This is a genomic window from Chloroflexota bacterium, assembly GCA_014360825.1.
Taxonomy (GTDB): Bacteria; Chloroflexota; Anaerolineae; order UBA2200; family JACIWT01; genus JACIWT01.
Map to the genome: position 1 here is coordinate 1 of JACIWT010000020.1, position 11,734 is coordinate 11,734.

At 57.0% G+C, this 11,734-nt stretch carries 11 protein-coding genes; 5 read left to right on the forward strand and 6 right to left on the reverse strand.

Annotation, left to right across the window (positions count from 1 at the left end):
• Positions 1 to 391: 391 nt before the first annotated feature.
• Together H5T64_11100 and H5T64_11105 are read right to left on the reverse strand one after the other, a co-directional pair.
• Positions 392 to 946, reverse strand: coding sequence for a hypothetical protein (locus H5T64_11100; protein MBC7264884.1), 555 nt, complete (start codon positions 944 to 946; stop codon positions 392 to 394).
• A gap of 31 nt (positions 947 to 977) precedes the next feature.
• On the reverse strand, positions 978 to 1,895 hold the full coding sequence (locus H5T64_11105) for a hypothetical protein (GenBank protein ID MBC7264885.1): 918 nt from the start codon (positions 1,893 to 1,895) through the stop codon (positions 978 to 980).
• Between the two features lie 114 nt (positions 1,896 to 2,009).
• Here H5T64_11105 and H5T64_11110 point away from each other — a divergent pair, with 114 nt between their 5' ends.
• Positions 2,010 to 2,312 (forward strand): hypothetical protein, encoded by a 303-nt coding sequence (locus H5T64_11110; protein ID MBC7264886.1) that lies wholly within the window; start codon positions 2,010 to 2,012, stop codon positions 2,310 to 2,312.
• 247 nt (positions 2,313 to 2,559) lie between these two features.
• Here H5T64_11110 and H5T64_11115 read toward each other — a convergent pair whose 3' ends face one another.
• A complete protein-coding gene (locus H5T64_11115; protein MBC7264887.1) occupies positions 2,560 to 2,781 on the reverse strand; it encodes a hypothetical protein in 222 nt (73 codons plus the stop codon).
• A complete protein-coding gene (locus H5T64_11120; protein ID MBC7264888.1) occupies positions 2,771 to 2,944 on the reverse strand; it encodes a hypothetical protein in 174 nt (57 codons plus the stop codon). Before H5T64_11120 ends, H5T64_11115 begins: the two co-directional genes overlap by 11 nt.
• Positions 2,945 to 3,188: 244 nt before the next feature.
• On the opposite strand from H5T64_11120, the gene H5T64_11125 reads away from it, so the two are divergent.
• The 4 genes from H5T64_11125 to H5T64_11140 all read left to right on the forward strand — a co-directional run bounded on the left by H5T64_11125 (position 3,189) and on the right by H5T64_11140 (position 8,914).
• Entirely contained in the window at positions 3,189 to 3,710 is a 522-nt protein-coding gene (locus H5T64_11125; GenBank protein MBC7264889.1) for a gamma carbonic anhydrase family protein, read from the forward strand.
• Positions 3,711 to 3,712: 2 nt separating this feature from the next.
• Complete coding sequence (locus tag H5T64_11130; protein ID MBC7264890.1) at positions 3,713 to 6,127, forward strand: hypothetical protein; 2,415 nt, start codon at positions 3,713 to 3,715, stop codon at positions 6,125 to 6,127.
• A gap of 8 nt (positions 6,128 to 6,135) precedes the next feature.
• On the forward strand, positions 6,136 to 7,779 hold the full coding sequence (locus H5T64_11135) for an ATP-dependent DNA ligase (GenBank protein MBC7264891.1): 1,644 nt from the start codon (positions 6,136 to 6,138) through the stop codon (positions 7,777 to 7,779).
• A 100-nt stretch (positions 7,780 to 7,879) separates the two neighbouring features.
• Complete coding sequence (locus tag H5T64_11140; GenBank protein ID MBC7264892.1) at positions 7,880 to 8,914, forward strand: DUF2804 domain-containing protein; 1,035 nt, start codon at positions 7,880 to 7,882, stop codon at positions 8,912 to 8,914.
• Positions 8,915 to 8,938: 24 nt separating this feature from the next.
• Here the strand turns inward: H5T64_11140 and cadA are convergent, their stop codons facing one another.
• Both cadA and H5T64_11150 read right to left on the reverse strand, forming a co-directional pair.
• On the reverse strand, positions 8,939 to 11,128 hold the full coding sequence (gene cadA, locus H5T64_11145) for a cadmium-translocating P-type ATPase (protein ID MBC7264893.1): 2,190 nt from the start codon (positions 11,126 to 11,128) through the stop codon (positions 8,939 to 8,941).
• Positions 11,129 to 11,192: 64 nt separating this feature from the next.
• Positions 11,193 to 11,555 (reverse strand): helix-turn-helix transcriptional regulator, encoded by a 363-nt coding sequence (locus H5T64_11150; GenBank protein MBC7264894.1) that lies wholly within the window; start codon positions 11,553 to 11,555, stop codon positions 11,193 to 11,195.
• Positions 11,556 to 11,734 lie beyond the last annotated feature (179 nt).

The following is an 11,734-nucleotide window of genomic DNA, read 5'->3' on the forward strand; positions in this document are numbered from 1 at the left end:
GCGGTATTCCGGTCAGTGCCATTATATTTGGAGGCATCACAAATCCCCGGCACCACGTGGCCATTAGCCGCATACCCTGTATTCCCTCCACCCGTCGCCCCCTCACACCGATCCGAAGCATCACATTCATGATATCGGTAAACATATTGATAATAATATGAGGTTGCCTGGTAGCATAGTTCGCAGTCATAAGCATACTTAAACGTCCAAACAGAACAAGGGTCACCAGGTTGGCAACATTTGTTTTCTAAAGGCACACCGTTAGCCGCGCAATCTGACATTTCCACCCCATTGGATGTGCAAGTGGCTTGGGCTAAGACCCTTTTGGGCAAGAAGAGGAAGCCCGTTATCAACAGAAGGAAAAAGAAAATCTGACAGGCTCGTTTAGTCATCATTGAAAACTATTACTAGTAATTGGTAAGGATTCTCCATTCTTTTCTACGCTAAAATAAAAATTTACTTCTCTGGTAGAAGAAATCGACTCGCCGCTTACCCGAGTAAGAACTTCACCCTTCCTTACCGCAAACGGCAGGGTTTCTGTTTCTCCTTGGAAAAAATAAACGGCTTTGTACCCCTCCCGACTGGTCAAAGAAATTGCTTCGAAAGGCGTTCCGTCTTCGCTTTTCCCTGCTCCTCGGTTTGGCTCACCGGTGAATGCTGCCAGCAAGGGTGTTCCTTCGGGCAAGATAAATTCTAATCCTACCAATTTACCTTCCCAATAAACTTCTTTTCCAGACTGACAGTAATCTTGAGGCACTGGACAACCGATAATGAAATCTTCTTTGGAAAGTTCTGGGGGAGATGGAGAAATCTTTGGCTGGGGTTTCTGCCAAAAGGCTCCGTAGCGAGAGAGGGCAAAATTGAACCCGATGAGAACAATTATCGAAGAAATCAGAACGAGAAGAGCAATTTTGGGGAGTTTAGAATCCTGGGCAGTTTCCATCATAAATTAAGAATAGAAGATTAGGGAATTATTGTCAAGGGAGAGTGAAAACAAGATCCCCCCGCTGATTCAAGATATCATCCGCATTAAAATCTAGGATGTTCTTTCCGTCTTCGCTAGGTATTGCTACCTGAATTTCCCCAGGAAACCAATTAGTAATTATTTTCTCGTTTTTTAACTTAAAAATGGCCTCTCCAATAAAAACTCCCTTTTTTTCTCCATATGTCAGGTCGGGAATTAAAACCTCCATGTTGTTCGGTAAAAAGAAACAATAGAGTATTTCTCCAGTACTATCAGCAACTACAGCCATATTGAATTTCGTCTTGTCAGGTACAAAGGCCTCGCGGATAAAAAAGACAGTTCCCACTACTGGAGATCTAAAAACAGTTCCGGAATTTAAGCCTTTTAACCCAATAAATTTTAGCGTAGGATCACCATAAGGACTCTGTTCTTCCTCAATCTGCACTACCATTCCTCTCGGGTCAAACATTAGGGGAATCTTAAATTCTCCCCTCTGTCTCGCGTCTTCTTGGAGCTTTGCGATTACCTTTGGCTTAAGTCCAATCCACCCCCATCGTTCCTCGCCATTGACAAAGTATTTTTCTTTGGCATAAATCCCGGCCTCGCTGCCGGCGGGCAGGCCGTAGCGGTTGTCCAGGGTGACATAGGCTTTTCGGCCAGCATCCCATTTCAATCCCCACTCGGAAAGTTCCGGCGCTTCCGCGGTTGGCCGTTCGGGGGTGGGAAGGTGGATGACCGTCCCCACAATCCTCGAATCCGTCTTTGCTCCCTCCAAGCACCGGTCCAGCCAGTATCGGAAAGCATGAGGGTGGTCCTCCTGAATCCTCCCCAGCCACTCCACCACAATCTGCCGCCAAAGGCCCTGGTCCGGAAGCGTTTCATTTCTAAACCCCGGCATCCTCTCCGCCAGGGCGGGGTTCATCGCCGCCACTCTGAGCACCTCCAGCCGTCGCTGGTTAGCGTCGGTGATAGAAGCCAAAGTCGGATCATTCCGAACCAGGATTCGCCAAATACTCTCCTGGAAAACGTACTCATCGGTTACCCTTTGTCTTTGCCGCTCCGTCTGATAGAAGGGCCGCGTCCAATAGACGGAGTTGATTTTCTCGGCGTAGTAGGGGCTGGCGAGGATTTCGCTTTGGGAGACGATGTCTTCGAGGCGGATGGTGTAAGAGATGTATCCGGTCGGGGCAATCTGGGTGGGCGGGAACGCTTGCAAACTGGTTTGGCGGCCTATCGCGGCCCAGTCCCAGCGGGACTGGACAAGACCAGCCGGTGGATTCATCCACTGGCGACCGGCGTGGGCCGGGATTTCACTACCCACCGCGCCTGGAAATGCGATCTCCAGTAGGGGCAGCCGGCCGGTCGCCCCTACATCCCGGGCGTAACCGTCGAATTCCATTCGGTGGCGGGTATTCACAAGTGGGAGCCGTCTCCAGACGGCGATACTCTGGTCGCAATCTGGAGATTGCTCCCCCGACTGGCCAGCCAGGGTGGGCAGAGTGCCCGAGGCGGCCGTCGCTACGAGAGTTAGGATGAGGGCCACCAGAATCTTCACCCTCGGTTCGCAGTTCATGTTTTTCCTCCGTTCGCCATTTCTACGATTTCGCAGCCCCGCCCGGAAATGAAATTTCCGGGCTACGGTCACGAAGTCCCGCAGGGACTTCGCAGGCGTAGCCACCGAATTCTATTCGGTGGCGGGTATTGGCGCAGACAGGGTTCGTCCCAGCAGAAGCGGGCGCAGCGCTCAGGGTAGCGATTGCTGCCAGTACTACGATGAGTGCAACCAGAGCCATTTTCGCTCGTGCTTCAGGGTTCATGTTCTCCCTCCGTCCCTACTCCCAGTGGGAGCCGTCTCCAGACGGCGATGCGCCGATCGCAATCTGGAGATTGCTCCCCCGACTGGCCAGCCAAGGCGGGCGCAGCGCTCAGGGCTACTATCACTGCCAGGGCCAGGACGAGGGCAACTAAGATTATTTTCACCCTTGCTTCGGAACTCACAGTGCTGCTTTCACTTGCTGCCTGCAGACGACGAATCCACGACCTGGCAAAGGTTCCAGGATCTTCACATGGCCATTATCGGGCAATGCACTCGGATTATAATGTGCCAGGTTGCCTTGGTCAAGCGTACGCATTCCGCGCTCAGATTTCGGTGCTATCCCCGCGCCTCTTGTCGCTTCGGCTGGAGCATAATATAATAGTGGTATCTCTCCAGGAAGGTCTGCACATGCAGTTGAACATCTCAACGGAACTCGTGCGCATCCATCCAACAGCCTACATTGCGCCGACGGCTGTACTGATCGGCGATATAACGATAGGTCCAGAGGCCAGTGTGTGGTACGGCGCAGTGCTGCGTGGCGACTCGGCACCCATCATCGTAGGGGCTCGGTCCAATGTGCAAGACGGTTGTATCCTCCACGTGGACCCATCGGCCGGCGTCACATTAGGCGAAGGTGTCACGTTAGGCCACGGCGCTATCGTGCACGCCGCAACCGTGGGGAACAATGTGCTGGTTGGTATGCGGGCTACCGTGCTGGATGGCGCCGTGATTGGCGACGATTGTATCATCGGAGCGGGAGCGGTGGTGACGCCGGGGATGATGGTGCCAGGAGGGTCACTGGTGATGGGCGTGCCAGGCAAGGTGGTGCGGGCATTGACTGCCCAGGAGATAGAATGGGTTAGGACGCGGGCCGAACACTACGTGAACTACACCCGGGTGTACCGCAGTCAGGCGGAAAAGCAGAGGTGAGCATGTTGGATATCATAGTCTGGTGGTTGGCGATCACGATGGTAGGCTTGGCAGCGGTCCCTCTTGCGGCACTGCTATTCCGTCGCCTCCCCAGTCGTGGCTATGTCTATGCCCGCGCCCTCGGGTTGCTTACTATAGGCTATGCCTTCTGGATGGGCGGTAGTCTCGGGGTCCTGGCTAACCATCGTGGCACCATTCTCATTCTGGTAGGTGCGCTAACCGTCGCTTCATCCTATTTGGCGCGGCGCAGCGGCGTAGGCTGGGCGCAACTCTGGCAGGAGAAGCGGGCGCTTATCGCGGTTACCGAGACGCTCTTCGCTGTTGCCTTCCTGGCCTATCTCTACTTTCGCGCTCACGACCCGAACATCCATCACACTGAGCAACCCATGGATTTCGGCTTCATCAATGCCATCCTCCGTAGCCCGCGCTTCCCACCTAACGACCAGTGGATGAGCGGCTATGCCATCAGTTACTATTACTTTGGTTACTTGATCGCGGCGATGCTCATCAAACTGACCGGTGTGGCCTCTGGTGTGGGCTATAACCTTTCCCTGGGCTCCATTTTCTCCTTGGCCGTAGTGGGTGCGTTTGGACTGGTCTACGACCTGGTGGCCTGGCATCAACATGATAATGCCCGTGCAGATGAACGGCTACCGCTTGGGTTCGGCATCCTGGGTGGGGTGATGACGGTGGTGGTCGGCAATCTGGAGGGCTTCTTTGAATACCTGCGCGCGCAGGGTTGGGGCTCACCGGGTTTCTGGAAGTGGCTGGACGTGCCTGGCCTGGCAGAGGCCGTGCCCAGTGGCCAATGGTTCCCTGGCTTCGATTGGTGGTGGTGGCGGGCCACCCGTATTATCCAGGATATCAACACGGTCGGCAAGTTGCCCGAAGTCATCACCGAGTTCCCCGCTTTCAGTTTCATCTTGGGCGATTCGCACCCTCACGTGATGGCGCTGCCCTTCGCCATGCTGGCGCTGGCTGTAGCACTCCACGTATTGCGTCAGGCCTCAGAGTCCGAACGGCCTGAGAGCGCGCCAGGGGCCCTGTTCTTGGGTCATTTCTCAGCACCGCCACTGGAACATTTGTTGCCATTGATAATAGGGGCGCTCTTCTTCCTGAATAGTTGGGATTTCCCAACCTATGCGCTGGTGGTTACCGCTGCCTATGCCCTGGGGCGCTATCGCACGGCAGGGGCACGCGGCCTGGCACTGGTGGCTGACGTACTTGGCTTCGCAGCCTGGCTGGCTCTGTGGAGTGTGTTACTCTACATACCTTTCTATGTGGGCTTCCGCTCACAGGCAGGTGGGCCAAAAGCCGTCTTTTACGCCAAAACTCCATTGCACCAGTATCTGCTCATCTTCGGCTTCCCGCTCTATGTACTGGTGAGTTACGCTGCCGTACGTCTCGTTGATGTACTCCGGCTAGAGGAAAAGCGCCAGGATGTATTAGCCTGGTTCGTGAGCAACTGGGCTACCATCCTAATGCTGGCACTATTGGCCGGAGTAGTGCTGAGCGTGGTACTCCCTCGCGGTACAGAACCCGCAGCCCAGGCAGCGCGCTACGCCCTCCTGGGAACGCCACTCGTGCCACTGTTGGCACTTTTCCTAGGGTTGGTGGCGATGCTGGCATGGTGGTGGGCCGGAGTGAAAAATCAGTCACTCAGTCACACCTACGCCTGCCTGTTGGCTGCAGTGGGCATATTGGTAACGTATTTCATGGAGTTTGTGTACATCAAGGATGACTTCGATGCCCGCATGAACACCGTGTTCAAGTTTTATTACCAGGGCTGGGTGCTCTTCGCCATCGCCGCCGCCTTTGCCGTGTACTATCTGCTGGCAGGTCGGGCACTGGAGCGCGGGCGAAAGTCAAACGCCCTGGGGCGATTTATCTGGGCGATGGCCTTCGTGATGTTGTTCCTGTGTACCCTATATTACCCTGTTGCTGGAGCCTACGCCAAAGCCGGTGGTTTCCGCAGCCCACCGAGCCTGGATGGCGCGGCCTACGTGGCCAAAACAGACCCGGCCCAGTGGGCTGCCATCCGCTGGCTGGAGAAGGAGGTGGGCGGCGGCGTCACCGTTATCGCCGAGGCCTCCGGTGACGCCTACAATGCGGGACACAATCGCGTCTCGGCTTGGACGGGCATTCCCACTATTCTCGGTTGGGCCAACCACGAGCGGCAATGGCGGGGCACGAGCGTGGATGTGGGGAAACGCGAGGCTGAAGTGCGTGAACTTTATACCACCAACAGTATGGAACGGCTTCGCGAATTGCTTGACACATATAACGTGCAGTACGTGTACGTGGGGCCAGTGGAGCGGGAGCGCTATCAAGTGTCTGAGTCTATGCTGGCCCGGTTTGACACCCTTATGGATCGGGTGTACGACCAGGATGGGGTACGCATTTACAGACGCCGGTGAATCAGGATATGTCCTCATTTGTCACATTCGCACGGTTGGGAGAAGCCCTTAGCGCCACCCACTCTCGCAAACGTATGGCGCAATTGATAGCCGATTACCTTCGTGGGCTCGCACCGGAAGAGATCTCTACCGCCGCACGGCTCATCATTGGCCGCGTCTTCCCCGAGTCTGATGACCGCGTGCTGAACGTGAGCGGTAGCGCCGTGGATCGCGTCCTCCGCCAGGTGATTACATTATCTGAGGGCGAACGTCGGGCAGCGCTGGCCGGCGCAGTAGATTTCGGCGAGGCCGTGCAGGGCATGTTTGAGCACGGGCATCGCCTCGGGCCACAGGGATCACCCCTGACTCTCATGGACGTGTATCGCGCCTGCGAGGAAATAGCCGCGACCACTGGCCCCGGCTCGCGGGCAGTCAAGGATGCACTCCTGCGCGCCTTGCTCGAACGCGCTTCGCCAGTAGAGGCCAAGTATATCGTCAAGGTCGTGGTCAAGGAAATGCGTCATGGGGTCAGTGAGGGTATCTTGATGGATGGCATTGCGTTAGCCGCAGGCGTCCCGGCTAGTGAGATCCGGCGGGCCAACATGCTGGTCGGTGACGTGGGGCGCGTGGCAGAGATTGCATTGCGCGACGGGACAGATGGGTTGGCACGCCTTTCGGCAGGTGTTGGACGACCCATCAAGCCTATGCTGGCCCAGACCGCCGACGACATACCTTCCGCTTTCGAGATGTTGGGCGGGGAATTGGCTTTGGAATACAAGTTGGATGGAGCACGGCTGCAGATTCACGTCGCGGGTGACCGGGTTTGGCTTTTCTCGCGACATCTTTCCGATGTAACGGCGAGCCTGCCCGAGATTGTGGATTGGGTGCGACGCGGTTTCGCCGGCCACCAGGTTATCGCGGAGGGTGAGGTAATCGCGGTGGACCATAGAGGGCGCGTATTGCCCTTCCAGGACCTGATGCAGAGGATAGGGCGCGTGCACGAGATTGACCGGGCCCGCGAAGAAGTGCCGTTGCAATTACACCTCTTTGATCTGCTCTACCTGGATGGCAAATCACTTCTCGACCGGCCCAACACGGAGCGCTGGGCGGCACTGGAGCGAGTGCATGGCCCTTTGGCGTTGGTGAGGCGCATCGTGCCTCAGAGCATAGCGGAGGGCGAGGCCTTTCTCCAGCAGGCGCGGGCGGCGGGGCAGGAAGGACTGATGGCCAAAGCCCTGGACAGCCCATACACGCCAGGTGTGCGCGGGCGGCATTGGCTGAAGATCAAGCCCGCAGTCACACTCGACCTGGTCATCGTGGCCGCCGATTGGGGCTACGGGCGGCGGCATGGTTGGCTATCCAACTACCATCTGGCAGCCCGCGATGAGAACACGGGCGAATTCCTGGAGGTGGGCAAGACCTTCAAAGGCCTGACCGACGCCGAATTCCAGCAGATGACCAAAAGACTGCTGAGTCTTGAGACAGGACGTGGGCGATACACGGTCTACGTGCGGCCCGAGGTGGTGGTGGAGGTAGCGTTCAACAATATCCAACGTAGCCCGCAGTACAAATCGGGTGTGGCCCTGCGCTTCGCTCGCATCACCCGTTTCCGCCCGGACAAGAGGCCAGAGGAGGCCGACACCATTCAAACTATGCGGAAGATGCTTGGTTGAGTAGGAAGGCACTACTGCGCTCCCAATACCTCTGGATGCCAGACCTTGGTTCTATCGGATTCGCGTTGTTCTGACGCCAGGTAATCTTGGAGGACAGACCATGCAGAGAGAAATCACAACCCCATCCCCCTTGCTTGACCAGAGTGGGGCCTTGGTGCAGGTGGGATGGGCCCGACAGCCGTACTTGGATTGCAACCTTGAGAATGCATATTTTTATCGCTGGCGTTCGTTGCAGACCCTGCGCATTAAAAGGTGGGACTATTACGGGGTGACCACGCCGGACTTTTTCTTCTCCGCTACCCTCTCTCATGTGGGCTACTTGGGCTTGGTCTTTGTTTACGTGTTAGATTTTGCCAGCGGCGACTTGGTGGAGGAGACCCTGATGGTGCCCTTGGGGCGCGGAATCCACTTGGCCCGTAATAGCGACAGCGGCGACAGTTTCTTTGACAACGGTCGGGTCCGCGTTGCCTTTCGGCTGGAAAAGGGGAAGCGCTGCGTGCAGGTGGACTGGCCTGCCTTCCATCGCGGCCAGGGTATCGCCGCTGACCTGACGCTGCACTGTCCCCAAGAACACGAATCCTTGGTCATCGTCATTCCCATGCGGGGCCAGCGCTTTTACTACAACCGGAAAATCAACTGCCTGCCTACTGAAGGATGGATTCGGTATGGTCAGCGTCGTTTCGACTTACAACCTGATAAAGCCTTGGGCAATATGGACTGGGGTCGCGGAGTCTGGGAGTATCAGAGTTTCTGGGTGTGGGCTAGCGCCTCCGCTTTTCTAGACGACGGCCGTACGCTGGGATTGAACATGGGTTATGGCTTTGGCGACACCAGCGCTGCGACGGAGAACGCCCTCGTGCTAAATGGTCGCATTCACAAACTGGAGGAAGTTGCATTCGACTACGATTCTCACAACTTTATGCGACCCTGGAGGATGCACTCCCCAGACGGGCGGTTGAGTCTGGAATTCGTGCCTTTCAAAGAGCGCGTGGCGAAGAGCAACCTCCTTCTATTGTACAGCGAGGTTCACCAGATGTTCGGCCGCTACAGTGGCACCCTACGTACCGATGAGGGTGAGGAATTGCGCATCCGTGACGTCATCGGCTTCGCTGAAGAACACCACGCCCGATGGTGAGCGATCCCTGTGGGACCAAGTCCCTTATTTTGGAGGTGCTTCTGTTCCGCATCTCGACCTCCATGGCGGCTTGTATCGGAGCAGTCGCATCCCGTTCAGTGTCACCATGAGCGAGGTTCCCATATCGGCGAAGACAGCCATCCACATTGTCGCTACACCCAGTACTGCTGCTACCAGAAACGCTGCCTTGATGAGCAACGATACGGCCACATTCTGACGGATAACGTTCAGCACAGCGCGGCTTAGGCCTATGGTCAGAGGCAGCCCACACAAGTCATCGGCCATGAGTGCCACATCTGCCGTCTCCAGGGCAGTGTCCGTCCCGGCAGCGCCCATTGCAATGCCCACGGTGGCCCGGGCCAGTGCCGGCGCGTCATTCACGCCATCACCTACCATGGCTACACTGCCGTATTTGTCCAACAGCTGCTCCACTGCCATCACCTTGTCCTCTGGCAGGAGATTTGCGCGTATATCTTCCACCCCCGCTTCCCGGCCGATGGCCGCCGCCGTGCGCTCGTTGTCACCAGTGAGCATGATCGTGTGGCGGATGCCGAGCCGCCGCAGCGCTTCCACAGTAGTACGGCTGTCAGGGCGCACCTCGTCGGCTAGACCGATGATGCCGATCACCTCTTCGCCACGGCTTACCATCACCGCTGTCTTCCCCACCTCGTGCAATTGCCCCACCAAAGTGCACAGTCTCTCCTCGTGGACTACCTTTTCCTCAAAGAAGTTGTGACTGCCGACCAGACAGATTTCGCCGCCGATCAGCGCCGTGCCACCACGCCCGGCCAACGCCTGGTATTCCTGCGCCGCCTCGGGAGCAAGCCCCCGCGCCACTGCCTCCTCCACAATGGCCGCTGCCAGCGGGTGTTCGGAGTGTTGCTCCAGCGCTGCAGCGATGGCCAATAGTTCCTCAGCGGTGGCATTGTTGGTGGGGATCACATCCGTGACCACAGGCCGGCCCTTGGTGAGGGTGCCGGTCTTATCGAATGCCACTGCGCTGATGCGCGCGAGCGCTTCTAAATACATACCACCTTTCACTAAAACGCCGCGCCGTGCTGCTGTGCTGATGGCAGAGACGATGGCCACCGGGGTGGAGATGACCAAGGCGCAGGGACAGGCGATGACCAGGAGCACCAATGCCCGGTAGAACCACTCGCTGAGGGCGGCACCCGTAAGTAGTGGGGGCAGAACTGCCACCGCCGCAGCAATAGCCACGATGATCGGGGTATAGTAGCCAGCAAAGGTATCCACGAAGCGCTGGGAGGGAGCACGTTTCCCCTGAGCCTCGCTCACCATTTGCAGGATGCGAGAGATTGTGTTGTCCTTGCTGAGCCGCGTCACGCGAATGATTAACGCGCCTTGACCGTTCACACTCCCCGCAAATACCCCGTGTCCCTGTTCCACATCCACAGGCACAGACTCACCAGTAATGTGTGCCTGATTGACTGCCGATCGGCCCTCAATGATTTCGCCGTCCATCGGGATTCTCTCGCCGGGCCGTACCAGGATGCGGTCGCCGACGCGGAGCGCCTCGACAGGTACGGTCTCCGTGTGGTCATTTCGGATGAGTGTGGCTGTTCGCGGGCTCAGGTCCATTAGAGAGCGGATGGTGCTGCGAGCGCGGTCCATTGTGTAAGCCTCCAGTGCGTTGCCCAGCGCGAAAAGGAAGATGACCACAGCTCCTTCGGTCCACTCGCCGATGAGCGTGGCTCCTATAGCAGCGATGGTCATGAGGGTGTTCATGTCTGGGCGGTGCGTGGTACGCAAGGCAACCCAACCGGCCTGTGCGGTGTAGAAACCCCCGGTTACCATGGCTAATAAGTAGGCAACGATGGAGGAGATCTCCGGCAGGCCGGAACGACCCAGCGCCCAACCAGTCAGCGCCAGTAGACCTGATATCACGGTTAGGAAGTCACGTCGCCGTCTCTTCCATAAGTCAGCCAAGTGCTTGCGTGAAGGAGCACGCTCCTGCGCAGGCACCCCGTGGCTCACTGAGAGGCTGTCATAGCCCGGTTTCCATGGGAACGACTCATCTGCTTCCACGCGGTAGCCGAGTTCATGGATTCGCTGGATGATGGAATCCCGCGGGACAACTTCGGCATCGTATTCTACCTGCAACGTGCCCGCCGCGAAGTTTACCTGTGCTTTTTGGACACCGTCCAGTTGGGTGACGGCTTGCTCTATGGTCTTGGCACAATCAGCGCAATCCATCCCGCCGACGCGTAGCATCTCGAGCTGGCCGGGTCGTCCAGATTTCGTTTTATTGGGATCCTTCTTAGCCATGGGCCACATGATCCAATCCTTGGCGGAAAAGTATCTCCACGTGCGCGTCGTCCAGCGAATAATAGGCCATGCGCCCCTCCTTCCGGCGTTTTAGCAGGCGCAACTGGCGCAAAAGGCGCAACTGATGTGATACTGCCGACTGGCTGGCGCCCACTGCCGCGGCAATGTCGCACACGCAGAGTTCCCCAACCGCGAGGGCGGAGATAATACGCACGCGCGCCGGATCGCTCAGCGCTTTGAACGTCTCGGCCAGTCTGGTTGCAGTGAGGCCATCCACCATCTGTGCTTCGGCAGCCTGCACTCTATCTTTATGGATGACCACAACCTCGCAGCGATCCTCATTGCGGTAGGGCATAGGGCCTCCTGTGAATATATGAGCAATTTTTCATTTATTATCACATCAACGCGGGTTTGTCAAACACGGGCAGATCGCCTTTTCTGTTATGAGACACTCCTGCTGTTCACATCCTGCGAGATAGTGCCGACCGCGGTTTTGAACAGCCCCATAAAACCTCCTCGCGAGATTTGACAAGC

What these genes read in the sequence shown, in the direction of transcription:
- H5T64_11140 (MBC7264892.1), top strand. Translation starts at nt 7,880, where the DNA reads ATGCAGAGAGAAATCACAACCCCATCCCCCTTGCTTGACCAGAGTGGG.
- H5T64_11115 (MBC7264887.1), bottom strand. Translation starts at nt 2,781, where the DNA reads ATGAACCCTGAAGCACGAGCGAAAATGGCTCTGGTTGCACTCATCGTA.
- H5T64_11130 (MBC7264890.1), top strand. Translation starts at nt 3,713, where the DNA reads ATGTTGGATATCATAGTCTGGTGGTTGGCGATCACGATGGTAGGCTTG.
- H5T64_11100 (MBC7264884.1), bottom strand. Translation starts at nt 946, where the DNA reads ATGATGGAAACTGCCCAGGATTCTAAACTCCCCAAAATTGCTCTTCTC.
- H5T64_11135 (MBC7264891.1), top strand. Translation starts at nt 6,136, where the DNA reads ATGTCCTCATTTGTCACATTCGCACGGTTGGGAGAAGCCCTTAGCGCC.
- H5T64_11150 (MBC7264894.1), bottom strand. Translation starts at nt 11,555, where the DNA reads ATGCCCTACCGCAATGAGGATCGCTGCGAGGTTGTGGTCATCCATAAA.
- cadA (MBC7264893.1), bottom strand. Translation starts at nt 11,128, where the DNA reads ATGGATTGCGCTGATTGTGCCAAGACCATAGAGCAAGCCGTCACCCAA.
- H5T64_11125 (MBC7264889.1), top strand. Translation starts at nt 3,189, where the DNA reads ATGCAGTTGAACATCTCAACGGAACTCGTGCGCATCCATCCAACAGCC.